The sequence below is a fragment of the Phenylobacterium sp. genome (assembly GCF_030645195.1).
Classification (GTDB): Bacteria; Pseudomonadota; Alphaproteobacteria; order Caulobacterales; family Caulobacteraceae; genus Phenylobacterium.
Genome location: NZ_JAUSLW010000017.1, coordinates 1 through 26,232, shown reverse-complemented (window position 1 = coordinate 26,232; position 26,232 = coordinate 1). Strand labels below are relative to the sequence as shown.

The window sequence follows — 26,232 nt, the reverse complement described above, 5'->3', positions numbered from 1 at the left end:
ATTCGTTCTAACCCCACGACGAAAGGATCGAACCCCCGCGCCACGCGTTGAGCTTGGCGTGACCGGGGCGAAGGAATTCATGGCGATCGCCGAACTCGACATCCGGCCTGACGCGCCGCCCGCGCCCCTAGCGCTGGCGAACACGGCCCTGTTCCTGGATCTGGACGGCACGCTCGCCCCCATCGCCGCCCGGCCGCAGGACGTGACCCCCGATCCGCGCCGGACCAGCATCCTCGAAGCCCTGCTTGGCGCCCTGGACGGCCGGCTGGCCGTGGTGAGCGGCCGGACCCTGGCCGACGTGGATCGCATCCTTGAGGGCCGGGTCCGCGCCGTGGCCGCCGTGCATGGCCTGGTGCGCCGCGACGCCGATGGCGAGATCGCCCGGACTACGCCGCACCCCGCCCTGCCGCAGGCCCTGGCCGACCTGCGCCGCTTCGCCGACTCCCGTCCCGGCCTGCTGGTGGAGGACAAGCAGGTCAGCGCCACCCTGCATTATCGCGGCGCCCCCGATCAGGCCACCGCCGCCCGCGCCGAGGCCTCGCGCATCGCCGCGGCGACGGGCCTTGCCCTGCAACCCGGCGACATGGTGTGGGAGCTGCGCACACCCGGCGCCACCAAGGGCGACAGCGTGGTCGCCTTCCTGACCCAATCCCCCTTCGCCGGCGCCACGCCGGTGTTCGTGGGCGACGACCTCACCGACGAGGATGGGTTCACCGCCGCTCGCGCCCTGGGCGGCTTCGGAGTGCTGGTGGGCCCCGCCCGGGCCACCGCCGCGCGCCTGCGGCTGGAGGACGTGGACGCCGCGCTTGCCTGGCTGGAGGCCGCGCGATGAGCCGGCTGATTGTCGTCTCCAACCGGGTCAATCCGTCTACCGGCAAGGGGGACGAGACCGTTGGCGGCTTGGCCATGGCCCTGTCGGCGGCCCTGCGGGAGTATTCCGGCCTGTGGTTCGGCTGGAGCGGCAAGACCACGCCGGAGTTCACCGGCCATCTGAACGTCGAACGTTGCGACGGGGTGACGGTGGCCACCATCGACCTCGAGGAGTCCGACCTCAACGAGTACTACAACGGCTACGCCAACAAGACCCTCTGGCCCCTGTTCCACTACCGCCAGGACCTGACCGCCTACGACCGGTCATACGGCGAGGGCTATGAGCGGGTGAACCAGCGTTTCGCCGAGACCCTGGCGCCGCTGATCGAGCCGGACGACCTGATCTGGGTCCACGACTACCACCTGATCCCGTTGGCGCGCGAACTGCGCAAGCTGGGGATCAAGAACCGCATCGGCTTCTTCCTGCACATCCCCTGGCCGGCCCATCAGCTGATGGTCACCCTGCCCGGCCACCAGAAGCTGGTGCAATCGCTGTTCGACTACGACCTGGTGGGCTTCCAGACCCCAGAGTACCGCCAGGCCTTCGAGGAATACGTCCTGACCGAGGCGCGCGGCGCGGCCGTGGGCCGCAACGACCTGCGGGCCTTCGGCCGCACGGTGAAGGTGGGCGCCTTCCCCATCGGCATCGACGCCGCCGAGTTCGCGGAGATGGCCAAGAGCGACCGGGCCTGGCGCACCTATGACGTGATGATGGCCCATACCGCCTTCCGCAGCCTGATCGTGGGCGTCGACCGGCTGGACTATTCCAAGGGGTTGGAGGAGCGGTTCGTCGGCTTCGAGCACTTCCTGGCCGCCCATCCGGAGTTGGTCCGCGAGGTCCTGATGCTGCAGATCGCCCCGGTGAGCCGCGAGGGCGTCGAGGCCTACCAAGAGATCCGCGGGCGGCTGGACGCCCTATCGGGCCGCATCAACGGCGAGTATGCCGACATCGACCGCAACCCGGTCCGCTACGTGAACAAGAACTACCGCCGCGACGAGTTGGCCGGGATCTACCGCGCCGCCCGGGTGGGGCTGGTGACGCCCCTGCGCGACGGCATGAACCTGGTGGCCAAGGAATATGTCGCCGCCCAGGATCCGGAGAATCCCGGGGTGCTGATCCTATCGCGGTTCGCTGGGGCGGCCAACCAGCTCAAGCAGGCCCTGATCGTCAATCCCAACAGCCCCGAGGAAATCGCCGACGCCCTGCAGCGGGCCCTGGCCATGCCGCTCGCCGAGCGCAAGGAGCGCTGGCGGATGCTGTTCGACAATGTCCGCCGCGAGGATGTCAGCGCCTGGCGCGACGCCTTCGTGAGCGCCCTGGAGGACATCCGGGAGATCCACACGGCGCTGGCGAGCTAAGCCGCCGCCTCAGTCGGGATGGTCGGCGGCGCTGGCCGGGGCGACGTGGGGCGGGAAGGCCTGGCCGATGGGACCGTATTTGGCGCGCGCCGCCTCGATGCGGGCGACCATGTCGGCGGCCGCCTCCGGATGCAGGGCCGCAACGCTGTAATTCTCCCCGGGATCGAGGCTCATGTCGAAGAGCAGCGGATAGCGGTCCAGGGGGATGTCCATGGTCCGGTAGTAGGACCGAACCACATACTTCCAGCGCGCCGTGCGCACCGCCGCCACATGGGTGTTGTCGAACAGCACGATCTGCTCGTGGGGCGAGGCCGCGCCTTGCGTCATCACCGCGCTGAGGTCGGCGCCGTCCAGCTCCCGGTCGGCGGGGGCGGCGATCCCGGCCATGGCCAGCAGGGTCGGCAGGAGGTCGAGATTGCTGGAGAGGGCGTCGGTCACCACCCCGGCCGGCAAGGTCCCCGGCTGGCGGGCGATGAAGGGCACGCGGAAGCCCCCGTCCCAGGCCGAGCCGCCCTTGCGGTCGCGGAACGGCCCCGAGGAGCCCTCGAACCAGGGGCCGTTGTCGGAGGTGAAGATCACCAGGGTGTCCTCCTCCAGGCCCAGCGCCTTCAGGCGCTCCAGCAGCCGGCCGACATTGAGGTCGATCTCCTCCACCACCTCGCCATAGGCGCCCGCCGGCGACCCGGTGAGGTCGTCGGGATTGGGGCGCAGGGGAACATGGGGCGCGGTGAGGGCTGTCAGGGCGAAGAAGGGCCGGTCGCGATTCTGCTCGGCGAAGGCGAGCGTCTGTTCGAAGAAATTCTGGGTCAGCCTGGCGAAGTCGACCCTGGCCTCGGTGACCTCCACGGCCGCTCCGTCGCCGGAATAGAGCGAGAGCGGGCGCATGTCGTGGCTGTAGGGCAGGCCGTAGAAGCGGTCGAAGCCATAGGCCGTCGGCGGCCAGTGGGGCGCCACATGGCCCAGGTGCCACTTGCCGATCAGGGCGGTGGCGTAGGCCTCGCCCAGCGCCTTGGGGATGGTGATCTCGCTGAGCGGCAGGCCGGTGGTGTCGGCCGGCTGGATCACCTCGTGCGCCAGGCCCGAACGGATCGCATAGCGCCCGGTGAGCAGGCCGGCGCGGGACGGGGTGCAGACATTGGCCGAGGCGTAGAAGTCGGTGAACCTCACCCCCTCGGCGGCCATGCGGTCGAGGTTGGGGGTGCGGATGATCGCGCCACCGTCGCAGCCGATGTCCCCGTAGCCGAGGTCGTCGGCCAGGATGACGATGAAGTTGGGCGGGCGCTTGGACATCATTTGCTCAGGGACAGGGTGGGGAGGACGTAGGCCTCCTGGGCGTCGAGGCGGGACTTGCGGAAATCGGCGCGCACGCCGCTGGGGGCGCCGAACTCCATCAGCTGGTCGGACCTGGGGTCATAGGCGGGCCAATCGCAGCTGGGCTTTCCGGTCTTGGCGAAGGCTGTCCAGCAGCCGTGCATCAGGGTGGCCATGGCCTGATCATCGGGCTTGATCAGGCTGAGCGGCGTGCGGCGGCCCCAGTATTCGAAGACGTACTGGATCTCCGCGGCGTGGAAGGCCCGGGTCACCATCGGGCGGAAGCGGGAGCCCACATAGGAGAAGTAGTAGAGCCAGGCCGGCTTGCCGCCCGAGGCGCGGGCGGCGATCCAGCGGGCCGGCGCCCCCATGGCCCGGTCGGTGAAGACCGCGCGGGCCAGGACCGTGTCCCCCTGGGCGGCCTCCTCGGCATAGATCGCGCGCACCCCGGCCGGCAGGGCCGCCCCCAGCTTGGCCGGGTCCTGGCCGAACTCGCCCATCAGCGAGTCCTCGCCGGAATTGGAGCCGATGATCAGGGGCACGTCATTGGCGCGACCCGACGCGAAGGCCTGGGCCGGGGTCTCCTTCATCAGCCTGCCGTCCACGAAGGGGCCGGAGCTTCCCTCGACCTTGGCGATCAGGTCGTCGGCCGGCACGGCGCGGAGCTGGTCGGCGGTGGGGCTGGAGAGGCCAAGGATCTCGGCGGCCTGCACGCCCTCGGCTTCCTTGGCGGCCAGGATGACGGGCGCCGACCAGCCGCCGCCGGACTGCACCACCGCCTTCTGGTAGAGCCCCTTGGCCCGGGGCGTGGCCAGCAGGGCCAGGGTACTGCCGCCCCCGGCGCTCTCGCCGAAGACGGTGACGTTGCGAGGATCGCCCCCGAAGGCCTTGATGTTGCGCTTGACCCATTCCAGGGCCGCGATCTGGTCCATCAGGCCGTAATTGCCCACGGCCTCGCCGGGCTTGGCGGCCGAGGTGAGGGCCGGGTGGGCGAAGGACCCCAGGGGGCCCAGGCGATAGTTGATGGCCACCAGCACCACCCCGTCGCGGGCGAAGTTGGAGCCGTCGAAGATCCAGCCGGCGCCGTAGCGGTGCGAGCCGCCGTGGATCCAGACCATGACCGGGGCCTTCTTGGCGCCCTTGGGGGCGAAGACGTTGAGCTGCAGGCAGTCCTCGCTGGCCGGCCCGTTGGCGCCGGCCATGTTCGGCGCGCCGTCGGGGCGCATGGGCTGGGGGCAGGAGACCCCGGCCTTGGTCCCGTCCCGCTCGCCGCGCCAGGCCGGGGCGCGGGACGGCGGCGCCCAGCGCAGGGGGCCCACGGGGGCGGCAGCGTAGGGGATGTTGCGCCAGGCGTCGACCTTGCCGATCTCGACGCCGAGGACGGTCCCGCCCTCCACCGTGACCTTGACGGGATCGGCCAGGGCCGGGGCGGCGAGGAGCGCCAGGATCGTGGAGAGCACGGCGAGCTTCATGGAATCCCCCGAAATGGCGACGGCCTGAAAATATGGGTGGCCGGTCTGCTTATGGGGCCGAACCATTCGCCGGGCGCGGGGTCCGGTCAAGCTTGAGCGTGGGGGGTTTAGTGGAAATCGCGGCTGTGGATCAGGCCGCCGGCCTTGCGGCCGGAGTCGGCGGCCGGCCCCTCGTCGCGCAGGCGGGCGGTATAGTGGGAGAGGTCGGTGAAGCTCTTGGCCACCAGGTGGACCACGTCGCTCTCGATCTGCAGCTGGCCGTGGACCTGCAGCAGGGTGGCGGTCATCACCAGGCGGCGATTGGCGTCGAAGGCGTCCTTCCAGATGACGATGTTGGCGATGCCGGTCTCGTCCTCCAGGGTCATGAACACCACCCCCTTGGCGGTGCCCGGCCGCTGGCGCACCAGGACGATGCCGGCCACCGAGGTCCAGCGTCGGTCGCGCATGTGTTTCAGGGCCGCCGCCGGGACCGCCCCGGCCTGGGCCAGCTCGTCGCGGAAGAAGGCGCAGGGGTGGGCCTTCAGGGACAGGCGCATGGTGCGGTAGTCCTCGGTGACGTTCATGGGCAGGCTCATCAGGGGCAGCTCCACCTGCACCTCCGGGCGGCCCATCCCGGCCAGCAGGGGCGCCTCGGTCTCCACCCTGGCCTCCCCCAGCAGGCCCTTCACCGCCCACAGGGCCTGGCGGCGGTCGAGCCCCAGGGCTGCGAAGGCGTCGGCCTCGGCCAGCAGCTCCATGGCCCGGCGCGAGAGTCCGCGGGCGAACCCCTCCACGGTGCGCACGCCCGCCGCGCGCATCTCCGTCAGGGTCAGGGCGTCGGCCTCCTTGAAGCCCTTGATCTGCCGCAGCCCCAGGCGCACCGCCCGCAGACGGCGGCCCTCCAGGGGCTCCAGGGCGCAGTCCCAGTCGCTGGACAGGACGTCCGGGGCGCGGACCTCCACCCCGTGCTCGCGAGCGTCGCGAACCAGCTGGGCCGGCTGGTAGAAGCCCATGGGCTGGCTGTTGAGCAGGGCGGCGCAGAAGGCGTCGGGCCATTTCCACTTCACCCAGGCCGAGGCGTAGACCAGCAAGGCGAAGCTGATGGCGTGGCTTTCGGGGAAGCCGTAGGAGCCGAAGCCCTCGATCTGGTGGAAGCAGTCCTCGACGAACTGGGGCTCGTAGCCCCGAGCCCGCATGCCCTCGATGAACTTGGTCCCGTACTCTCCGACATTGCCGTGGTGACGGAAGGTGGCCATGGCCCGGCGCAGGCCGTCGGCGTCGTTCTCGGTGAACTGGGCGCCCTCGATGGCGATCCGCATGGCCTGCTCCTGGAAGAGCGGCACCCCCAGGGTCTTGCCGAGAATCTTCTCCAGTTCGTCCTGGGGGAACTCCGGCGACGGGCGCGGATAGGTCACCTGGGACGGATCGGCCCGGCGCTTCAGATAGGGATGGACCATGTTGCCCTGGATAGGACCCGGCCGGACGATGGCGACCTCGATCACCAGGTCGTAGAACTTCCGGGGCCTCAGCCTCGGCAGCATCGACATCTGGGCCCGGCTCTCCACCTGGAAGACGCCGATGGAGTCGGCCTTGCAGAGCATGTCGTAGACCTCCGGGACCTCCTGGGGGATGTGGGCGATGTCGGTGATGGGGGTCCCGTCCTCCCGGGGCGGCAGCATCGCGAAGCTGCGCTTGAGCGCCGTCAGCATGCCGAGCGCCAGGACATCGACCTTCATCAGCTGCAGGGCGTCGATGTCGTCCTTGTCCCTCTCGATGAAGGTGCGGTCCTTCAGGGCGGCGTTGCCGATGGGCACGGTCTCGTCCAGCCGCCGCTTGGTGAGCACATAGCCGCCCACGTGCTGCGACAGGTGGCGGGGGAATTTCAGCAGCTCCTGGGCCAGAGCCGTGGCCCGGCGGATCTCGGGGTTGGCGGGGTCGAGCCCCACCTGGCGAATGTGGTCGTCGGGGACCATGTCGCCCCAGCTGCCCCAGACCGTGCCGGCCAGCGCGGCGGTGACGTCCTCGGTGAGGCCGAGCGCCTTGCCCACCTGGCGGATGGCCATGCGCGGACGGTAGTGGATGACGGTGGCGACGATGGCCGCCCGCTCGCGGCTATAGCGGCGATAGACGTACTGCATCACCTCCTCGCGCCGCTCATGTTCGAAGTCGACGTCGATGTCGGGGGGTTCGCCGCGCTTCTCGGAGATGAAGCGGGAGAAGAGCAGGTCCTGATCGGCCTTGGTGGGATCCACCGCGGTGATCCCCAGGCAGAAGCAGACGCAGGAATTGGCCGCCGAGCCGCGCCCCTGGCAGAGGATGTCATGGTCCCTGGCCCATTTGACGATGTCGTGGACGGTGAGGAAGTAGTTGGCGAAACCCAGCTTCTCGATCAGGTCCAGCTCGTGGGCGATGGTGGCCCGCTCCTTCTCTCCCATGCCCGTCGAGAACCGCCACCTGGCGCCCTCCCAGGCCAGGTCGCGCAGGTGCTGGATGGCGGTCTTGCCCGGCGGCACCGGCTCGTCGGGATATTCGTACTTGAGCTGGCCGAGATCGAAGCCGATGCGATCGGCGATCTCGGCGCTGCGTTCCACCGCGCCTGGGAAGCGGGCGAACAGGCGCTCCATCTCCGCCGGCCCCTTGAGGTGGCGCTCGGCGTTGGCCTCCAGGCGCAGGCCGGCCTCCTGGATGGTGCAGGTCTCGCGGATGCAGGTGACCACGTCCTGCAGGGCCCGGCGCTCGGGGCCGTGATAGAGGACGTCGTTGGTGGCGACCATCGGCGCCCCGCTGGCCTGCGCCAGGGCCGCCAGCGTCGACAGCCGGTGGACGTCCCGCGCGCCATAGGGCCGCGAGGCCGCCAGCCAGACCGAGCCCTTCAGGGCCTCGACGATCCGCGCCAGGTCGGCCGCGAAGGCGTCATCCAGCCGCGGCGGCGGGACCACCAGGGTGAGCTGGCCCTCCGCGTGCTGCAGGTAGTCCTCCCAGTGCAGCTCGCACTGGCCCTTGATCGAGCGCCTCTGGCCCACGGTGAGCAGGCGGGTCAGGCGGCCATAGGCCTCGCGGTCGGAGGGATAGCAGAGCAGGGAGGGGGTGCTGTCGGCGAAGTCCAGGCGGCAGCCGGTGAAGGCCTTGAACCCCGCGCCCGGTCCCAGGTCGCGGGCCGCCGACCAGGCGCGAACCACCCCAGCCAGGCTGTTGCGGTCGACGATGCCGATGGCCTCCAGCCCCAGGGCCGCGGCGGTCTGGACCAGTTCGTCGGGGTGGGAGGCCCCGCGCAGGAAGGAGAAGTTGGTGGTGGCCTGGAGCTCGACATAGCGGGTCATGCGAACAGCCCGTGCAGCCACCATTTCGGCGCCACTCCTTCGGCGTAGAGGCCGGCGCGGAACAGCCAGAAGCGGCCGCCGGCCTCGTCCTCCACCCGGTAATAGTCGCGGATGTGATCTGTCCGGACCTCGTCGATGGCCCCGCGCCACCACTCCTCGCCGATCCGCTCGGGCCCCTCGGCGCGGCGCACCCGGTGCAGCTGGCCCCGCCAGCGGAACTGCAGGGGCGGGTCGTCGGGGACGGGGGCGGAGACGAATTCCAGCGGCTCGGGCCGACGGAACAGGCGCAGGGGCCGGGGCCGCTCGGGGTCCCAGCCGGCGAGCGGCGCGGCCATCGGCGGTCCCGGGACCGCGGACTGTTCGGGCACGTGGCTCTCCACGGCGCGGGCCTTCCAGACCCGGTCCTCCCCCAGCCGGTTGACCAGCCGGTCGATCAGGGGGGCGAGGCCCTCGGCGCTGGTGGCCTCCAGCAGGCTGTCCAGCCGCGCCTGGCGGCCGGAGACCGGCTCCACTTCGGTCGCCTCCAGGGTCACCACCTCGATCCCGAAGCCGGGGTCGATGGTCTCCAGCTTCGGGGCGAACAGCTTGGCGATGCGGGCCGGGTCCCGGGCCGCCAGGGACAGGCCGACGGTCAGCGGCGCGACATGGCCGTCCAGCCGGTGGAAGCAGAGCTCGAAGCGCCGCGCCCCCTGCCCCTCCGTCTCCAGCCGCCGGCAGAGCTTGGCGGCCACGTCGAAGGCGACCCGGGCCATGTCCTCCGGCGTGCTGATGGGCTCGGCGAAGGCCAGCCTGGCGAACCAGGGATTGGGCGGGCGGCGGAAGCTGAGCGCCTCCTTGGAGCGCCCCAGGGCCTGGTCGATACGGGTCAGGGTCTCGATCCCGAACCGGCGGGCGAGCGGCGCGCGGGGGATGACGAAGAGCTGGGCCAGGGCCTTCAGCCCCAGGCGGTCGATCTGGGCGGCGGTCTCCGGCGCCAGCCGCAGGGCCGCCGGCGGGAGCGGGGCCAGCAGGCTGATCTGCCGGCCGGGCTCGGCGATGGCGCCGTCCTGGCCATAATGGGCCAGCGCCCAGGCCGCGCCGGGGGTGTCGGCGATGGCGGCGCGGAAGGCCAGGCCATTGGCCGTGAGCCGGGCCTGGAAGTCGGCCAGCAACCGGGCCTCCCCGCCCCACAGGTGGGCGACCCCGCTGATGTCGAGGAACAGGCCGTCGGGGTCGTCGGCGGCGACGGCGGGGGAGAAGCGCACGCACCAGTCTGTCAGGGCCGACAGGGCCTGGGCGTCGGCCTCCGGCTCGGCCTCGGCGGTGACCAGCTCCGGGGCGATGGCCGCAGCGTCGGTGGCCTTCTGACCCACGAACAGGCCAAGCTTGCGCCCCGCCCGGTCCACGGCGGCCAGGCGGCGCGTGCCCCGGGCCTGCTCGATCAAAGCAAAGGGGCTAGCCGGCGCGTCGGAGGGGTTGCGCCGGCGCCAGTTGGAGATCGCCCAGAGGGGCGACCAGGCGCAGAGGATGCGTGCCATCAGAAGCCTCATAGGTGAAGGCGTCGCCGGCCTCGAACAGCCAGGCGCCGGTGCGGCCGCCGCGGCAGCGTTCCAGGGTCACCGCCCAGCGGGGCGGGCCCAGGCCGAATTCCCCCGGCTCCGGCTCGCTGGCGGCGGGGGCGACCCGCCAGCGGCTGGCCGCCGCCGAGCCGGCGCCCGCCTTGGCCTTGCCGCCATAGGGCCGCCTGCGGATAATGAAACCGGTGGCGCCGCGCTTCTCGCAGGCCAGCTGCAGCCGCCGCCCGGCCGTCAGGCTGACCGCCTCCACCTCGGCGAAGACCGCGGCGACGCCGGGGGTGGAAAGCGCGTCCTCGGCCACGGCCAGGGCCTCGGCCTCGTCCCGGGCGCAGACCTGGATCAGCCGCTCGGCCGGAAAGCCCAGCCCCACCAGGCCCGGGGCGAAGAGGTCGTCGCGGCGCAGGATCCAGACCGCCTCCCCGCGCCGGGCCAGGGGCGCGGCCATGAGGGCGGCGAAGCCGGCGGGACAGGCGGCGGTCTCGGCCTCCAGCCCTTCCCCCCCGAACTCATGCCAGCAGCCCAGCGGCAGGCCGCCGCCCAGGAAACAGTCGTCCAGCCGGGGATCGCCGAAGGGCAGGGATTCGGAGTCCCCCCGTCCGCCCGCCTCAAGGGTGGCGATCTTCGCCTTGAGAGCGGCGAGCCGCTCATCGCGAAAACCGGACATGGCTTCCTGTTCCTTTGTTCCTATTTTGTTCTAGTCTTGGGCGCGGAAGAGTCAATCACCTCAAGGTGGAGCCGCTCCGGCGTCCAACCCAGACGCAGGGACTCGCCCAATCGGCGCGGCGGCGTATGATCGGGGCGGCCTGAGCAGAACGGGGGTTGCCGTGTCCGACGCCATCCAGCTCTTCATCGGCACCCGCAAGGGCGCCTGGATCTATCGCAGCGACGCCGGCCGGCGGACCTGGTCCGTCCAGGGCCCGATCTTCCTGGGCCAGATCGTCAACCACCTGGTGCTCGATCCCCGGGACGGGCGCACCCTGCTGATGGCCGCCAAGACCGGCCATCTGGGCCCCACCATCTTCAAGTCCGTCGACGGCGGGACGACCTGGACCGAGGCCCGGCGGCCCCCGGCCTTCCCCAAGTCGGCCGACCCGGCCACCGCACGCGCGGTGGACCACACCTTCTGGCTCCAGCCCGGCCATGCCAGTGAACCCGATATCTGGTGGGCCGGGGTCTCGCCCCCGGGCCTGTTCGTCAGCCACGACGCCGGGGAGACCTGGGACAGCGTCGAGGGCTTCAACGAGCACCCGATGTACTGGAAGTGGGCGCCCCCCGAGGCCGGCACCCCGGACGGCGCCCTGCTGAACCAGATCGTCATCGATCCGCGCAACGCCGCGCGCATGTATGTGGCCACCTCCAGCGGCGGGGTGTTCGAGAGCACCGACCGGGCGAAGACCTGGGCGCCCCTGAACCAGGGAGTGGAGGCCAATTTCATGCCCGACCCCTATCCGGAATACGGCCAGGACGCCCACTACATCGCGCTGGCCCCCACCAAGCCCGACCGGATCTGGCAGCAGAACCACTGCGGCGTCTATCGGCTGGACCGGCCGGGCGTCGCCTGGGAGCGGATCGGCAAGGCCATGCCGGCCGAGATCGGCGACATCGGCTTCACCATCATCCCCCACCCGCACGACGCCGACACCGCCTGGGTCTTTCCCATGGACGGGACCGATGTCTGGCCGCGCACCAGTCCCGGCGGCAGGCCGGCGGTCTATCGGACGGCCGATGCGGGGACGAGCTGGACCCGACAGGATCGCGGCTTCCCCGCCGACCAGGCCTGGTTCACCGTCAAGCGCCAGGCCTTCTGCGCCGACGCCAACACCCCCGTGGGACTCTATCTGGGCGCCACCAACGGCGAGGTCTGGATGAGCGGGGACGAGGGCGAGACCTGGCGATCCATCGCCGCCCACCTGCCGGAAATCTATTCGGTCACCGCCGCGCCGCTGTGATGATCTCCGTCCTGATCCCCAGCCAGCTGCAGTCCTACACCGAGGGCGTCGCGCGCCTGCAGGCGGCCGGCGGCACGGTGGATGGCGTGCTGGAGGATCTCGACCGCCGCTTCCCGGGCCTGCGCTTCCGGGTGATCGACGAGCAGGACCGGGTGCGCCGGCACATGCGGGTCTTCGCCAATGGCCAGCCGGTGGCCGACCTGGCCACCCCCCTGCGCGACGGCGACGAGGTGCTGATCTTCGGGGCGCTCAGCGGGGGCTAGGTGGGGCGAACGTCCTGCGGCTCAGGGTCGATGACGAACCGCACGGCGTCGACCATCGTTCGCCCCTCGATCCAGGCGCGCGCGATACGGTGGCCACCGTCCATCAGCCGACCGTCGGAGGAGAGGATGATGGGATAGGAAAGGTTGGCGGCCATGATCCGCCGGGCGTGCCCGGCGACGTCGCGCAGGCTGGGCGCCTGGCCCCGAAACCAGCAGTCCTGGTCGAACTCGGGGATGTCGGAGATGGCGATCTGGAACACTGGCAGGCCGGCCGCCGCCGCCCACAGCACCTCCGTCAGCCAATAGGCCCGGCCGCCGGGAACCGTGTGGGAGTGGCGTTCGGGAGACGACATGGACGACGGCTTCGCAGGGAAGCCGCCGCCCATCAAGTCTCAGATCAGAACCGCAGGGTGCGGGCTTCCTTCACGTGCGGCAGGGCGCGGATCTTGGTGATCAGGGCTTCCGACGGTTCCTGGTCGACGCCCACCAGGGCGATGGCGTCCTCGCCGGCGGAGACCCGGCCCAGGTTGAAGGTGGCGATGTTGACGTTGGCGTCGGCCAGGATGGCGCCGAGATTGCCGATGAAGCCCGGCTTATCGAGGTTGTTCACATAGAGCATGGTGGCGCCGAAGGGGGCGTCCAGATCCATGCCCTTGACCTCGATGATGCGCGGGGTGCCCGCCATCACCGAGCCGGCGAAGGAGCGCTTGCCCATGGCCGTGGTGACGGTGATCCGCACCAGGCTCTCATAGATCGGGCTGTCGTCCTGCTTGCTCTCCGAGACCGTGATGCCGCGGTCCTTGGCCACGGCCGGGGCCGAGACCATATTGACGTCCTCCAGCATCGGCCGCAGGACGCCGGCCAGAGCGGCGGCGGTGAGCGGGCGGGTGTTGAGGTTGGCGACCTCGCCCTCATAGGCGATGTCCACGGCCTTGACCTCCACGTCGACCATCTGGCCGGCGAAGGCGCCCAGGCGCTCGGCCAGGGCCACGAAGGGCCGCAGCTTCGGCGCCTCGTCGGCGGTGACCGAGGGGCTGTTGAGCGCATTGGAGACCGCGCCGGTGAGCAGGTAGTCGCTCATCTGCTCGGCCACCTGCAGGGCCACGTTCTCCTGGGCCTCCATGGTGGAGGCGCCCAGGTGCGGGGTGGCGATGAAGTTCTCGGCCCCGAACAGCACGTTGTCCTTGGCCGGCTCGTCGACGAAGACGTCGAAGGCCGCGCCGCCGATGTGGCCGGAATCCAGGCCCTTGCGCAGGGCCGCCTCGTCCACCAGGCCGCCGCGGGCGCAGTTGACGATCAGCACGCCCTTCTTGGTCTTGGCCAGGTTCTCGGCCGACAGGATGTTGCGGGTCTTGTCAGTGAGCGGGGTGTGCAGGGTGATGACGTCGGCGCGGGCCAGCAGCTCGTCCAGCTCCACCTTCTCGACCCCGATCTCCACGGCGCGCTCGGCCGAGAGGAAGGGGTCATAGGCCACGACCTTCATCTTCAGGCCGTTGGCGCGGTCGGCGACGATGCCGCCGATGTGGCCGGCGCCGATCAGGCCGAGCGTCTTGGCGTCGAGCTCCACGCCCATGAAGCGGTTCTTCTCCCACTTTCCGGCCTGGGTGGAGGCGTCGGCGGCTGGCAGCTGGCGGGCGAGCGCGAACATCATGGCGATGGCGTGCTCGGCGGTGGTGATCGAGTTGCCGAAGGGGGTGTTCATCACCACGATCCCCTTGGAGGTCGCCGCGGGGATGTCGACATTGTCGACGCCGATGCCAGCGCGGCCGATGACCTTCAGATTGGCGGCGGCGGCGATAACGTCCTTGTCGGCCTTGGTGGCCGAGCGGACGGCCAGGCCGTCATATTGGTCGATGATCTTGAGCAGCTCGTCCTTGGTCAGGCCGGTCTTCACATCGGCGTCGACGCCGCGTTGCTTGAAGATGTCGATGGCGGCGGGGCTGAGCTTGTCGGCGATGAGAACGCGGGGCATGGGGCGGTGTCCTTGAGATTTGGGTGTGCGCTCCCAGCGCCGGCGCGCGCGGCGGTCCGGGCGGCGGGAGCGCTAGGGCCTTAGGCGGCTTGCAGGTCGGCGATGGTGGAGGCGAAGGCCCAGTCGAGCCAGGGCGTCAGGGCCTCCAGGTCGGAGGTCTCCACCGTGGCGCCACACCAGATCCGAAGACCCGCCGGAGCGTCGCGATAGCCGCCGATGTCCAGGGCCACGCCTTCCTTTTCCAGGATGGCGGCCAGCTTCTTGGCGAAGTCGGCCTGGGCGTCGTCGGACAGGGCCGTGACGGTGGGATCGACCACCTTCAGGCAGACCGAGGTGTTGGACCGGGTCGCCGGATCGGCGGCCAGGAACTCCACCCACGGGGTCTTGGCGACCCAGTCGGCGAGCGCCCCCAGATTGGCGTCGGCGCGGCGCTGCATCTCGGGCAGGCCGCCGATGGAGGCGGCCCACTTCAGCGCGTCGATGGCGTCTTCCACGCAGAGCATGGAGGGGGTGTTGATGGTGGCGCCCTCGAAGATGTCGAGGCTGACCTTGCCGCCCTTGGTCATGCGGAACAGCTTCGGCATCGGCCAGGCCGGGGCGTAGCTTTCCAGCCTCGCGACCGCGCGGGGGCCGAGGATCAGGACGCCGTGCGCGCCCTCTCCGCCGAGCGCCTTCTGCCAGGAGAAGGTGACGACATCGAGCTTGGCCCAGTCGAGGGCCTGGGCGAAGGCGGCGCTGGTGGCGTCGCAGATGACGATCCCCTCGCGGTCGGCGGCGATGAAGTCGGCGTTGGGCACCCGCACCCCCGAGGTGGTGCCGTTCCAGGTGAAGACCAGGTCGGCGTCCTTGCGCACCTTGGTCAGGTCGGGCAGTGCGCCGTAGGGGGCGTCGAGCACCTCGGCGGGCAGCTTCAGCTGCTTGACCACGTCGGTGACCCAGTCCTTGCCGAAGCTCTCGAAGGCCAGCAGCTGCACCGGCTTGGGGCCGAGCATGGACCACAGGGCCATCTCCACCGCGCCCGTGTCCGAACCGGCGACGATGCCGATCAGATAGTCGTCGGGGACCTGAAGCACCTGGCGGGTGCGGTCGATGGCTTCCTTCAGACGCGCCTTGCCCAGCTTGGAGCGGTGCGAGCGGCCGAGGACCGCATTCTGGAGATTTTGGGGATTCCATCCGGGGCGCTTGGCGCAGGGGCCGGAAGAGAATTCGGGGCGAGCCGGACGCATGGCCGGCTTGGCGAGGGTGTTCATAGCGATGTCTCCCATCCTTACAGATGAGCGGCGCCCCGTTGGGGGGGCGTGGCCCGCCGCGCAAAAACTCCGGTTTGTCGGCAAGGGCAAGCGTAATTTTTCGAAAGACAGATTGAGCGGGGTCGCGAACGCCCGGGCTTGGCCTGGGCGCCAGGGCGTGATTCCTGGCCCTGCGGCCCCCGCCGCCGGAGCCGCCATGACCCGCCCCAAACCCATAGACTGGCTGGTTCTCGCCGCCCTGGTGGTGACCTGGGGATCGGCCTTCGCGGCCCTGAAGATCGCCGTGGCCCACATTCCGCCGTTCTGGAACACCGCCCTGCGGCTATGGATCGCGGTGGCGACCCTGGCCATCGTCCTGGGGCTCCAGCGCCAGGCCCTGCCCGGCTGGCGCGACCGCGCCTGGCGGTTCTACGCCTTCAACGGCCTGGTGGGGATGGCCGTCCCCTTCGCCCTCTTCGCGCTGGCCGCCGAGCGCCTGCCCTCGGCGGTCAACGCCATCTGCAACGGCGCCTCGCCGATCTTCACCGCGGCGCTCGCCCACGCCTTCGTCTCCGGCGAACAACTCACGGCGCGCAAGGCCGGCGGGGTCGGCCTGGGCTTTGTCGGCCTGCTGGTGTTGGTTGGGCCGCGCCTGACCGGGGGCATGACGCTTGAGGCCCTGGCCCTGATCGGCGCCCTGACCGGAGCGGCCCTCTACGCGGTCTCCAACGTGGTGACCAAGCGCGCGCCGCCGGTGCCCTCGGCGGTGGGCGCCCTGATGATGTGCGCCTGGGGGGCGGTGTTCGCCACCGTCGCGGCGGTATTCACCGGGCCCTTCCCGGCCTGGCCGCCCCTGTCCTCGGTGATCGCGGTGACCGCCCAGGGGGTGTTCCCCACGGCGCTGGCCACCATCGGCTATGTCTATCTGATCCAGCGGCGGGGCCCGCTGTTCCTGTCCATGGCCATCTACATGGCGCCGCTCTGGGCGACGGCGGTGGGGGTTCTGTTCCTGGCCGAGCGGCTCAACTGGACGGCCTTCGCGGCCCTGGCCCTGATCCTCGGCGGCGTGGCCCTGGCGACTCTGGAGCCGCGAGCCAAACTGGAAGCTTAGGCGGCGCGGCGCTCGCGCTGATAGGCGACCGTACCGGCCAAGATGCCAACCAGGGTGCCCCAGGTGACCAGATTGTTGATCAGGGCGTAGGCGAACCCCGGCCCAAGCTTGGTGACAAAGAAGTAGGCGTGGAGGCTGAACTGCACGCCCTGCAGCAGCATGACCGCGCCGAGCCAAAGGCTGGCATAGCGGACCGCGAGCGCAAGAAAGCCCAGTGCCAGGACACCGTCGAGGATCAGATGCGGTACAGGGCGCGCCGCCACCAGCGTGACCAAGTTGACCACCTGGAACGCCACGGCGATGCCGAGGGTCAATCCAGCTCCGAACCGCTCCGCCGGCCCACCGCGGAAAAACGCGAACGCGCATACCACGAAGATTGCGAGCCACAGGATTTGAGTCGGTAGTGATGCTGGCATGATAATGCGCCCCTAACGTCCATTAGGGGCGCAGCACCAGTTAAACTATTGCAACCAAGTCGGCTTAGCCGACCTCGCGCATGATGGTCTTGCCCGCCTTGCGCATGAACTGCGGCGGCTTTTCTTCCACGCCACCGAGGGTGGTGCGGATGCCGAGGCGCAGCTTGGCTTCGGCCAGTTCATTGTGCACGCCGACCATGGCGGTCCGGGCTTCGCCCAGGGCCTTGATGGCTTCCACCATCTTCACCTGAACGTCGTCGGCGAACACCAGCGAGGTGCCCACGTCGGAACGGGCCTTGAGCAGGTCCGCCATCAGTTCGGTGGCTTCGATCATCGCCGCGTCGACCGCAGCTTCCGTCGTGAACAACTTGGTCGCCACGCGTTGCGCGACAAAGGCCTTTTCCATGGGGGTGCCCCTTCCAGAGGATTAACTCAACGTAGCAAAGGTAAACCAGGGGTTAAGCTTGGTCCAAGGGATTCACACTTTGTTAACTGCGACAACTACGCGCACAAGTTGCGACTGTGTCGGCGAAGACACAGATTCTCCTGATGGGCGAGTACTTGGAAGCGAAGCGTTAGGAGAATTGGCCTAAACGCGAATGCTGGACGGGACTTCGCAGCTCATGACCCAACAACTTCGCGCGGCCGGAACTGCACACAACGCAACGTTCCATGCGCGCGTGGCGGGTATTGCGCTGGTCACCACGATGGTCGTGCTGATCGCCGCCTGTCTCACCTTCATGCTCCAGCAGTGGGCCGTGGCGCGAGAGCAGAGCCACCTGAGCCACACCGCCCTGTCGCAGATCACCGCCAGCGCCGTCGGGCCCGCCCTCTCGGTGCAGGACTTCGCCGCCGCCCGCTCCGCCATCTCGGCCCTGGCCCAGGCTCCGTCGGTCACCGAGGCCAGGCTGCTGGACGGAACCGGCCAGGCCGTGGCCGTCTATCGCCGCGCCGGCGCCGCCAGCCCCGGGACCGACGTGATCCACGCCCCGGTCAAGCTCCAGGGCCTGCGGGTCGGCGAACTGGTGGTCAGCGTCGCCCCTCCGGCGCTCGGCGCCATGCTGCCCCAGTTCATCGCGCTCACCGGCGCCCTCTTCTTCGGCGGGGTCGGGGTGGCCCTGTTCCTGGCCCGCGGCCTGGCCCACCGGGTCATCGCCCCGGTGCAAAAGCTATCGGACGCCATGCACGACGTGGCCGCCAACGGCAGCTTCGCCCCCGTCCAGGTGGAGGCCCAGGACGCCCTGTTCCGCAGCCTGACCGCCAGCTTCAACCACCTGCTGGAGAAGCTGGACGCCCGCGAACAGGCCCTGCAGCGGACCCTGCAGGAATTGGTGGAGGCCCGCGACGCGGCCAACGCCGCCAATACCTTGAAGTCCCAGTTCCTGGCCAATATGAGCCACGAGATCCGCACGCCGCTGAACGGCGTCCTGGCCATGGCCGAGGTCATGTCCATGGGCGAGATGAGCGAGCTGCAGCGGGAGCGACTGGAGGTCATCCGCCAGTCGGGGGGCCTGCTGCTGGCCGTGCTGAACGACGTCCTGGACCTGTCCAAGATCGAGGCCGGCAAGCTGACCCTGCTGATGGACGATTTCGATCTGGAGACCGCCATCGCGCCGGCCCGCGAAAGCTTCGCGGTGATGGCGCAGAAGAAGGGCCTCGACTTCAAGCTCGAGGTGTCCGAGGCCGCCCACGGCGCCTGGCGCGGCGACGCCGACCGTCTCAGCCAGATCGTCGGCAACCTGTTGTCCAACGCCGTGAAGTTCACCCCCTCGGGCGAGGTGGCCGCGGCCTTCGACCTCAATCCCGAGACCGGCGCCTTGAAGCTGACCGTCCGCGACACCGGCCTGGGGATCGCCGCGGAGAAGCAGGCCAACCTGTTCGAGAAGTTCGTCCAGGCCGACAACTCCGCCACCCGCCGGTTCGGGGGCACGGGCCTGGGCCTGGCCATCTGCCGCGAGCTCACCCAGATGATGGGCGGAGCGATCTGGGTCGACAGCCGCGAAGGCAAGGGTTCGACCTTCACCGTCGAGCTGCCCCTGGAACGGGGCGAGGCGATCACCGCGACATCGGCGCCCGCGCCGCCGACCGACAGCGCCGAGGACGGCGCCCTGCGCCTGCTGGCCGCCGAGGACAATCCCACCAACCAGCAGGTCCTGGCCGCGGTCATGGGCTCGCTCGGCCTGGAGATCGACATCGTGGCCGACGGCAAGCTGGCCTTCGAGGCCTGGCGAGACGGGGCCTACGACCTGATCCTGATGGACATCCAGATGCCCGTCATGGACGGCATCGACTCTGCCCGCGCCATCCGCGCCGCCGAGCGCGAGCAGGGCCGGCCGCGCACCCCCATCGTGGCCCTCACCGCCAACGCCCTGTCCCATCAGGTAGAGGAATATCTCGCCGCCGGCATGGATGGCCACGTAGCCAAGCCGATCGAAATCTCCAAGCTCTACGAAGCCATCAGCCGCGCCCTCAACGAGGCGGCCCAGAACGCCGCGGCGGCCACCACGGCCGACTCCGCGGCCGCCTAGACCCTGACCGTTTCAGATGGACCCATCTGAAACGGCAAGAAGGGTCTATATTCAAATCTTAGAGCGCGTCGGGCGGCGGAACCGGGTCCACTTCCGCCTGACGCGCTCTAGGGCCTGACAGACAGGCTCCAGCCAAGCTGAACGCCAGACAACGGCGGCCTCAGATCGGTTTCAGGTTCGAAATGCTCTTCTCCTCCTCAACGACGCCCTCCGGCGCCGCTGGACATCCAAGGAGGATGGAAGATGAAGAAGATTCTGATTTCGATCGCGGCAGCTTCCGCCCTGGCCGCGGCTGTCACCCCCGCCGCCGCCCAAACCTATGGCGGCTATGATCGTGGCGACCGTTACGAGGATCGCGGCGGCCGCTATGACGAGCGCGCCGGGGGCTACAACGATCGCGCCGGGCCCCAGGGCATCGTGCGCGGCGACGACCTGCAGGTCCGCATCAACCGCGCCGAACGCTCCGGCCAGATCAGCCGCCGCGAAGCCTTCCGCCTGCGCGAGCAGCTCCGCCTGACCGAACGCCTGTCCTGGCGCTACCGCGCCGACGGCGTGGTGACCCGCTGGGAGCGCGCCGACCTGGATCGCCGCTTCGACTCCATCCGGATGCAGCTGCGCTACGAGCGCAATGATCGGGATTACGGCGCGGGCTACGGCGGCTATCGCCGCTAAAACCACCGACCCCAGGACGACGACGCCCCCGCCCTCCCCGGCGGGGGCGTTTTTCGTGGCCAGGCTCCTGGGCGGCGCGACATTCCGCCGCGCCGTCCGCCCGCACCCCCGGGATTCACCCAAGCTTAGCTTACGCGGCGTCTATTGGCGTAACGCCATTCGCCGAGATTCACGACATGCGGCCCGCGGCTGCGACCCACTCGTCCGACCTGATGGAGGTCATCGCGGCGCGCCGGTCCCAGGCGCGGATGCGGGCCGGTCTGGCCGTCGGCCTGACCCTGGGCTTTGGAACCATCACCGGCTGGACCTGGGCCCTTGTGTGGCTGGTCCTCTATGGAAGCCTGCAGGCGGTGGAGTACTTCCTCCTCGGCCGTCGGACCCCGCCCACCTGGGCCGCGCTCACCCTGCTGGTCACCAATGGCGTGGTGTTCGGCGCCTTCGCCGCCGCCGGCCCGCTCCGCGACGGGGTCTTCGGCCTGGCCTGCTGGATCTGCCTGCTCTGCGGAGGCCAGCTCAACTCGGCCCTCACCAGCCAGAAGTCGCGCCTGGCCTTCCTGGCGGCCTCGAGCCCCTTCGCGGTCTATCTGGCCACCATCCCCTTCGTCGCCCTCTGGCTTGGCGCGAAGATTCATCAGGCCATCGCCCTCGCCGCCGCCGCGGTGCTGATCGTCACCTTCACCCACATGATCTGGCGGGCCGCCGCCCGCGCGCTCACCGCCGAAAGCGAGGCTCGCGCGCGGGCCGAGGCCGCCGACGCGGCCAAGTCGGCCTTCGTGGCCATGGTCAGCCATGAGCTGCGCACCCCCATCAGCGCCATCCTCGCCGGCGCCGCCGAGGCCCGCGGCGCCCGCTCCGAGGCGTCGCGGGAGTCGAACCTGGAGCTGATCGCCTCCTCCAGCCGGATGATGCGGGCCCTGCTGGACGACCTGCTGGACCTCTCCAAGATCGAGGCCGGCCGCATGGGGGTGGAGACCATCAGCTTCGACCTGCGGCGGCTGCTGCTGGAGACCGTGCGGTTCTGGGCGCCGGTGGCCCGCGGCCGCGGCCTGGCCTTCCGCCTGGAGGGCGCCCACAGCCTGCCGGCCCGGGTCGAGGGCGACCCCACCCGCGTCCGCCAGATCCTCAACAACCTGCTCTCCAACGCGCTCAAGTTCACCGAGACCGGCGCCATCACCCTGCGCATGGCCGCCGCCCCCGGCGCGGACGGGACCTGGGACATCGCCTTGGAGGTCGCCGACACCGGCGCCGGCATGACGGCCGAGCAGATGGGCGGCCTGTTCACCGCCTATGGCCAGCTCAGCCAAAGCGTCGCCCGCACCCATGGCGGCACGGGCCTTGGCCTCAATATCAGCCGTGAACTGGCCCGCCTGATGGGGGGCGACCTGACGGCCAGCAGCGCCCCGGGCCAGGGCTCGAGCTTCCGCCTGGCCCTTGGGCTTGCGGCCGCCCAGGCGGCGGCCCGCGTCCCGGAGACCGCCCCGGCCCAGACCGGGCTGCGGGTGCTGATCGTCGACGACCATGAGATCAACCGGCGCGCCTTCACCCTCATCCTGCAGGGGGCGGTGGACACCATCGCCACGGCGCAGAATGGCCAGGAGGCCCTGGACACCCTGGCCCTGGAACGCTTCGACCTGGTGCTGATGGACCTCAACATGCCGCGGATGGGCGGGCTGGAGGCGGTGGGGATCCTGCGCGCCACGCCTGGCCCCAACCAGGCCACCCCGGTGATCGCGCTCACCGCCTCGGCGGGGCGCGCCGAGGTCAGCCTCTGTCTGGCGGCCGGCATGAACGCCTTCGTCATGAAGCCCGTCGAGGCCGCCGAGCTGTTCCGCGCCATCGAGAACGTGCTGGACGCCGACCCCGCCATGGCCGCGGTGGCCTAGCGCCGCGGGTCGTTTTCTCCTAACAGCCGGCTCTCCAGCGGAGGGAGGCGGTCATGGAAATCCGGCACACCAGCGGCTACACGGTCAGCGACGCGCCGGCGCGGTTCGACATCGCGCGCGCCTATCACTGGATCTCCGCCGAGAGCTACTGGGGGACCGGCATCCCGCGGGCCACCTTCGAGAAGGCGGTGGCCGGCAGCCTGACCATCGGGGTCTACGCGCCGGACGGGGCCATGGCCGGCATGGCCCGGGTGGTCACCGACCGCGCCACCTTCGGCTGGATCTGCGACGTCTATGTGGACGCCGCCCATCGCGGGGCGGGGCTGGGCAAGGCGATCATGGCTTTCATCACCGACCACCCGGACCTGCAGGGTTTCCGGCGCATGCACCTGGCCACCCGCGACGCCCACGGCCTCTACGCCCAGTACGGCTTCGGGCCGCTGACCGGCGCCGACCGCTGGATGGAGATCCGCAAGACCTATTCCTGAGGAATGACGGTCAGTTCCGGCCAACGCCGCTGGGCCGCCGCCGCCGTGCGGGCGAAGCCGCTGACCTTGCGATTGGGATTGGCGCGGTAGGTCATGGAGAACAGGTCCTCCAGGCCGAAGGGCGCCAGCAGGGTCATGGCGCCGTCGGCCTCCAGGCGGGCGGCCACGGCGTTGAGCGGGCTGGCGAACCGGGACAGGGCGTCGGCGCTGGAGACCAAGGGGGGGCCGTAGGGCTCGCCGAACTTGGCCTCGAACCACAGGTGGACCCGGGCCTGGTTGCGCACCTCCACCATCTCGCGGAAGGGCGGCTCGAAGGCCTGCGCCACCTTGCGGATCACCGCGTCCTCCGCCTCGTAGGAGGTGTCGGGGTCGAAATAGGCCAGGTCGTAATCCTTGATCCCATGGTCGGCGGGGCGGCCCGTCAGGTGGTTGAGGACCGGCTGGTAGATGGCCCCGGAGAAGACCAGCCAGTCGGGCAGGTCCAGGGTCCGGGCGGTCTCCATGACGTGCATCAGGCCCGGCGTGGCCCGCAGGATGGCCTCCAGCTCTTCGCGGTGTCTCACGCCTTGCCCCGCAAGGGCCAGGCGTGGTCGAGGGGGCCGTGGCCGGCGCCGAAGCCGGGGGCCTGGCGCAGGGCCTCGTGGACATAGGCCCAGGCCCGGGCGACGGCCTGGGGCAGGTCCAGGCCCTGGGCCAGGCCCGTGGCCACGGCCGAGGCCAGGGTGCAGCCGGTGCCGTGGGTGTGGCGGGTCTCCAGGCGCTCGCCCTCGAAGGTGGTCTCGCCCTGGGGCGTCATCAGGATGTCGATCACCAGGGGCCCCTCGACGTGGCCGCCCTTCATCAGCACCGCCTTGGCGCCCAGGGCCAGCAGGGCCTCGCCGGCGCGGCGCAGGTCGTCGGTGGTCTCGACCTCCAGGCCGGTCAGGGCCTGGGCCTCGGGGGCGTTGGGGGTCAGCAGGAAGGCCCGGGGGACCATCAGGGACCGCACCGCCTCGATCGCCGTGGCGGCCAGCAGGCTGGCGCCGCCCTTGGCGACCATCACCGGGTCGACGACGGCCGGAGCCCTTGTGGACTCAAGGATCGCGGCCACCCGCTCCACCATCTCCACGTCGCCGAGCATCCCGGTCTTCAGGGCGTCGGCGCCGATGTCGTCGAGGACGGCGCGGGCCTGGGCCTCCACCACCGAGGGCGGGATCGGGTGGACGCCGGTGACGCCAAGCGTGTTCTGGACGGTGATGGCGGTGACGGCGGTGGCGGCGTAGCCGCCGAGCGCGGTGACGGTCTTGATGTCGGCCTGGATCCCGGCCCCGCCGCCGGAGTCGGAGCCGGCGATGATGAGGACGCGTCCGCGATATTCGGCCATCTGCGAGGAAATACAGGATTCGTCGGTTGTCGTGGATGGAAGACTCGGGTGGTCTCGCCCCATGAGCACCGACATCAAGACCGCCATCGTCACCGGGGCTGGGTCCGGGATCGGCCGGGCCAGCGCGCTAGCCCTTGTGGAGGCTGGGTTTCACGTTTTCCTGGCCGGGCGCCGACTTGGCGAGCTGGAGGAGACGGCTCGACGAACGAAGGCCGACAAGTGCACGACGATCGCCACCGATGTGAGCGACGAGGCCCAGGTCCTGGCGCTGTTTTCCCAGGTGCGGGAACGGTTTGGCCGGCTGGACCTGCTGTTCAACAACGCCGGGACCGGCGCGCCGCCCGTGCCGATGGAGGACCTCAGCCTGGCCCAGTGGAAGCGGGTGGTGGACGTCAACCTGACCGGCGCCTTCCTCTGCACCCAAGGGGCCATCCGGCTGATGAAGGCCCAGGACCCGAGGGGCGGGCGGATCATCAACAACGGCTCGATCTCGGCCCATAGCCCGAGGCCACGGTCGGTCGCCTACACCGCCACCAAGCACGCCATCACCGGGCTCACCAAGTCCACCGCCCTGGACGGCCGGGCCTTCGACATCGCCTGTTCCCAGATCGACATCGGCAACGCGGCCACCGAGATGACCGCGGCCATGGCGCGCGGCGTGCCCCAGGCCGACGGGACCCTGGCGCCCGAGCCGATGATGGACGTCAAGGCGGTGGCCGACGCCGTGGTGTTCATGGCCAGCCTGCCGCTGGACGCCAATGTCCAGTTCATGACGGTGATGGCGACGAAGATGCCGTTCATCGGGCGGGGGTAGGCGAAATCTCCTCCTCTCCCGCTTGCGGGAGAGGTCGGGTGAGGGCTCTTTCTGAAGGGCCGTCGTCGCTCCGGTCTCGGCAAGACCTCCGCTGCGCGGAGGCCCCCTCACCCGACCTCTCCCCCTGACGGGGGCGAGGAGGAGTCAGCCCACCGCCTCCCACACCCGCAGCGCCTGGACCGTCTCGGCGACGTCGTGGACGCGGACGGCGGCGACGCCGGCCGACGCGCCGGCCAGGGCGCAGGCGAGCGAGCCGCCGAGGCGGTGGGCGGGGTCTTTCGCCGCCGGGTCGAGGCGGGCGAGGAAGCTCTTGCGGCTGACCCCCAGCAGGACGGGGAAGCCCAGGGCCACGACCCTGTCCAGCGCCCCCAGCAGGGCCAGGTTGTGGGCCAGGGTCTTGCCGAAGCCGATACCGGGATCGAGCCAGATGGCCTCGCGGGCGACGCCGGCGCTCATGGCCACCTCGGCGCGGGCCAGCAGGAAATCGCGGACCTCGGCGACGACATCGTCATAGAGCGGGGCGGTCTGCATGGTGCGGGGCTCGCCCTGCATGTGCATGAGGATCACCTCGCAGCCGAGCTCGGCGGCGAGCTCGGGGGCGCCGGGGGCCGACAGCGCGGTGATGTCGTTCCAGATCGAGGCGCCGGCCGCCACCGCCGCGCGGGCAACGGCGGGCTTCACGGTGTCGATGGAGATGGGCAGGCTGGACCGGGCGCGGAGCTGGGCGATCAGGGGGACCACCCGGGCGATCTCCTGGTCCTCGCCCACCGGCTCGGCGCCGGGGCGGGAGGACTCCCCGCCGATGTCGAGGATGTCGGCGCCCTCCCCCGCCAGCCGCAGGGCATGGGCCAGGCCAGCATCGGGGTCGAGATAGAGGCCGCCGTCGGAGAAGGAGTCGGGGGTGGCGTTGACGATCCCCATGACCCGCACGGGCGCTGCTCCGTCAGAGAGCGGAGGCGAGGACCGTGTCGGCGGGGTCGATCTTCCAGGCGGTGGCGAGGTCATAGGCCGTGCAGCTAGCAGACCGGCGCACGGAGTCGAAGTCCACCCGCACGTCGACGGTATCCAGCACCCGGCCGGCGGCGTCGAGATGCTGCACCCGCACCCGGCGGACCGGCAGGCCGGCATGGCCCGCCTGGCGGCAGATCATGCCGTGGGCGCGGACGCCCGAGGCCGTGGCCAGCAGGTCGGGCCGGGCCAGGTGATAGCCGTGGCGGGCCTCGACCTGGCTGCGCACCGGCAGCACCCGGGCATGGCCATAGGGCGCCGCCAGGGTGGGCGCCGCGGCCGCCAGGAAGCCCGCGGCCATCAGGAGGGTGAAAAGACGGGTCATGGCGTTTCCCCAATAAGGACAGTCGCCCAGCCCCGGTGCAAGGACAGGGCCCCCGAGGAAGATGCGCGGCAATCCACCCGCCAGGCGGGCGCCACGCCCGAATGCCGTGCAGGAACAGGGAATCGGCGCTCAAATTGCATCCCAAAACGGGAATGCGCCTCCATTCCGTCATCAGATGGTGCTAAGCGGCATCGGATCGAGCGGGGGGTCGCCATGATCGTTAACCCGGTGCGCCTTTACAGACGTTGGCAGCGACTCAACCAGGAGGCGCTCGAGGAAGCTCAGATGCTTCGGCGCCGCCATGGCGAGAGCGCCCTGGAGGCGGCCCGCGCCAAGCTGGCCCG

General features: G+C 70.3%; 24 protein-coding genes. 10 read left to right on the top strand and 14 right to left on the bottom strand.

The window, feature by feature from the left end; translation table 11 throughout:
* The first annotated feature begins 79 nt into the window (after positions 1–79).
* Both otsB and otsA read left to right on the top strand, forming a co-directional pair.
* Positions 80–832, top strand: coding sequence for a trehalose-phosphatase (gene otsB / locus Q7T09_RS01550; RefSeq protein ID WP_304697203.1), 753 nt, complete (start codon positions 80–82; stop codon positions 830–832).
* Positions 829–2,229, top strand: coding sequence for an alpha,alpha-trehalose-phosphate synthase (UDP-forming) (otsA, locus tag Q7T09_RS01545; RefSeq protein ID WP_304697202.1), 1,401 nt, complete (start codon positions 829–831; stop codon positions 2,227–2,229). Before otsB ends, otsA begins: the two co-directional genes overlap by 4 nt.
* Before the next feature lie 9 nt (positions 2,230–2,238).
* Here otsA and Q7T09_RS01540 read toward each other — a convergent pair whose 3' ends face one another.
* The 5 genes from Q7T09_RS01540 to Q7T09_RS01520 all read right to left on the bottom strand — a co-directional run bounded on the left by Q7T09_RS01540 (position 2,239) and on the right by Q7T09_RS01520 (position 10,531).
* Positions 2,239–3,519, bottom strand: coding sequence for a sulfatase (locus tag Q7T09_RS01540; RefSeq protein ID WP_304697201.1), 1,281 nt, complete (start codon positions 3,517–3,519; stop codon positions 2,239–2,241).
* The gene (locus tag Q7T09_RS01535; protein WP_304697200.1) at positions 3,519–5,012 is read right to left on the bottom strand and encodes a carboxylesterase/lipase family protein; all 1,494 of its coding nucleotides are present in this window, start codon (positions 5,010–5,012) and stop codon (positions 3,519–3,521) included. Before Q7T09_RS01535 ends, Q7T09_RS01540 begins: the two co-directional genes overlap by 1 nt.
* A 107-nt stretch (positions 5,013–5,119) precedes the next feature.
* The gene (locus tag Q7T09_RS01530) at positions 5,120–8,311 is read right to left on the bottom strand and encodes an error-prone DNA polymerase (protein ID WP_304697199.1); all 3,192 of its coding nucleotides are present in this window, start codon (positions 8,309–8,311) and stop codon (positions 5,120–5,122) included.
* A complete protein-coding gene (locus Q7T09_RS01525) occupies positions 8,308–9,828 on the bottom strand; it encodes a DNA polymerase Y family protein (protein WP_304697198.1) in 1,521 nt (506 codons plus the stop codon). Before Q7T09_RS01525 ends, Q7T09_RS01530 begins: the two co-directional genes overlap by 4 nt.
* Complete coding sequence (locus Q7T09_RS01520; RefSeq protein ID WP_304697197.1) at positions 9,746–10,531, bottom strand: ImuA family protein; 786 nt, start codon at positions 10,529–10,531, stop codon at positions 9,746–9,748. The genes Q7T09_RS01525 and Q7T09_RS01520 overlap by 83 nt, the downstream gene beginning before the upstream one ends.
* Before the next feature lie 160 nt (positions 10,532–10,691).
* Here Q7T09_RS01520 and Q7T09_RS01515 point away from each other — a divergent pair, with 160 nt between their 5' ends.
* Positions 10,692–11,816, top strand: coding sequence for a glycosyl hydrolase (locus Q7T09_RS01515; RefSeq protein ID WP_304697196.1), 1,125 nt, complete (start codon positions 10,692–10,694; stop codon positions 11,814–11,816).
* Positions 11,816–12,079 (top strand): MoaD/ThiS family protein, encoded by a 264-nt coding sequence (locus tag Q7T09_RS01510; RefSeq protein ID WP_304697195.1) that lies wholly within the window; start codon positions 11,816–11,818, stop codon positions 12,077–12,079. Before Q7T09_RS01515 ends, Q7T09_RS01510 begins: the two co-directional genes overlap by 1 nt.
* Here Q7T09_RS01510 and Q7T09_RS01505 read toward each other — a convergent pair.
* The 3 genes from Q7T09_RS01505 to Q7T09_RS01495 all read right to left on the bottom strand — a co-directional run bounded on the left by Q7T09_RS01505 (position 12,076) and on the right by Q7T09_RS01495 (position 15,301).
* Positions 12,076–12,432: a hypothetical protein gene (locus Q7T09_RS01505; RefSeq protein ID WP_304697194.1), complete on the bottom strand. Its 357-nt coding sequence runs from the start codon at positions 12,430–12,432 to the stop codon at positions 12,076–12,078. The two genes, Q7T09_RS01510 and Q7T09_RS01505, sit on opposite strands and share 4 nt — an antisense overlap.
* A gap of 44 nt (positions 12,433–12,476) precedes the next feature.
* Positions 12,477–14,051, bottom strand: coding sequence for a phosphoglycerate dehydrogenase (gene serA / locus Q7T09_RS01500; protein WP_304697193.1), 1,575 nt, complete (start codon positions 14,049–14,051; stop codon positions 12,477–12,479).
* An 80-nt stretch (positions 14,052–14,131) separates the two neighbouring features.
* The gene (locus tag Q7T09_RS01495) at positions 14,132–15,301 is read right to left on the bottom strand and encodes a phosphoserine transaminase (protein WP_304697192.1); all 1,170 of its coding nucleotides are present in this window, start codon (positions 15,299–15,301) and stop codon (positions 14,132–14,134) included.
* Positions 15,302–15,497: 196 nt separating this feature from the next.
* On the opposite strand from Q7T09_RS01495, the gene Q7T09_RS01490 reads away from it, so the two are divergent.
* Positions 15,498–16,391, top strand: coding sequence for a DMT family transporter (locus tag Q7T09_RS01490; protein ID WP_304697191.1), 894 nt, complete (start codon positions 15,498–15,500; stop codon positions 16,389–16,391).
* Here the strand turns inward: Q7T09_RS01490 and Q7T09_RS01485 are convergent.
* Both Q7T09_RS01485 and Q7T09_RS01480 read right to left on the bottom strand, forming a co-directional pair.
* Positions 16,388–16,705: a hypothetical protein gene (locus tag Q7T09_RS01485; protein WP_304697190.1), complete on the bottom strand. Its 318-nt coding sequence runs from the start codon at positions 16,703–16,705 to the stop codon at positions 16,388–16,390. The two genes, Q7T09_RS01490 and Q7T09_RS01485, sit on opposite strands and share 4 nt — an antisense overlap.
* Positions 16,706–16,871: 166 nt before the next feature.
* Complete coding sequence (locus Q7T09_RS01480) at positions 16,872–17,213, bottom strand: hypothetical protein (protein WP_304697189.1); 342 nt, start codon at positions 17,211–17,213, stop codon at positions 16,872–16,874.
* Between the two features lie 274 nt (positions 17,214–17,487).
* Here Q7T09_RS01480 and Q7T09_RS01475 point away from each other — a divergent pair, with 274 nt between their 5' ends.
* The 4 genes from Q7T09_RS01475 to Q7T09_RS01460 all read left to right on the top strand — a co-directional run bounded on the left by Q7T09_RS01475 (position 17,488) and on the right by Q7T09_RS01460 (position 22,378).
* Positions 17,488–19,335, top strand: a complete 1,848-nt coding sequence (locus Q7T09_RS01475; protein WP_304697188.1) for an ATP-binding protein — start codon at positions 17,488–17,490, stop codon at positions 19,333–19,335.
* A gap of 243 nt (positions 19,336–19,578) precedes the next feature.
* Positions 19,579–20,007 (top strand): hypothetical protein, encoded by a 429-nt coding sequence (locus Q7T09_RS01470; RefSeq protein WP_304697187.1) that lies wholly within the window; start codon positions 19,579–19,581, stop codon positions 20,005–20,007.
* Between the two features lie 176 nt (positions 20,008–20,183).
* On the top strand, positions 20,184–21,890 hold the full coding sequence (locus Q7T09_RS01465) for a response regulator (RefSeq protein WP_304697186.1): 1,707 nt from the start codon (positions 20,184–20,186) through the stop codon (positions 21,888–21,890).
* Positions 21,891–21,943: 53 nt separating this feature from the next.
* A complete protein-coding gene (locus Q7T09_RS01460) occupies positions 21,944–22,378 on the top strand; it encodes a GNAT family N-acetyltransferase (protein ID WP_304697185.1) in 435 nt (144 codons plus the stop codon).
* Here the strand turns inward: Q7T09_RS01460 and Q7T09_RS01455 are convergent.
* Together Q7T09_RS01455 and thiD are read right to left on the bottom strand one after the other, a co-directional pair.
* Positions 22,369–22,890: a nucleotidyltransferase family protein gene (locus tag Q7T09_RS01455; RefSeq protein WP_304697219.1), complete on the bottom strand. Its 522-nt coding sequence runs from the start codon at positions 22,888–22,890 to the stop codon at positions 22,369–22,371. The genes Q7T09_RS01460 and Q7T09_RS01455 overlap by 10 nt on opposite strands.
* Before the next feature lie 47 nt (positions 22,891–22,937).
* A complete protein-coding gene (gene thiD, locus Q7T09_RS01450; protein WP_304697184.1) occupies positions 22,938–23,741 on the bottom strand; it encodes a bifunctional hydroxymethylpyrimidine kinase/phosphomethylpyrimidine kinase in 804 nt (267 codons plus the stop codon).
* Positions 23,742–23,802: 61 nt separating this feature from the next.
* On the opposite strand from thiD, the gene Q7T09_RS01445 reads away from it, so the two are divergent.
* The gene (locus tag Q7T09_RS01445; RefSeq protein ID WP_304697183.1) at positions 23,803–24,555 is read left to right on the top strand and encodes an SDR family oxidoreductase; all 753 of its coding nucleotides are present in this window, start codon (positions 23,803–23,805) and stop codon (positions 24,553–24,555) included.
* A gap of 144 nt (positions 24,556–24,699) precedes the next feature.
* Here Q7T09_RS01445 and folP read toward each other — a convergent pair whose 3' ends face one another.
* Together folP and Q7T09_RS01435 are read right to left on the bottom strand one after the other, a co-directional pair.
* Complete coding sequence (gene folP, locus Q7T09_RS01440; protein WP_304697218.1) at positions 24,700–25,476, bottom strand: dihydropteroate synthase; 777 nt, start codon at positions 25,474–25,476, stop codon at positions 24,700–24,702.
* A gap of 22 nt (positions 25,477–25,498) precedes the next feature.
* Positions 25,499–25,888 carry a hypothetical protein gene (locus Q7T09_RS01435; RefSeq protein WP_304697182.1) on the bottom strand — a complete coding sequence of 130 codons (390 nt, stop codon included), beginning with the start codon at positions 25,886–25,888 and terminating at the stop codon, positions 25,499–25,501.
* Positions 25,889–26,232: the final 344 nt, after the last annotated feature.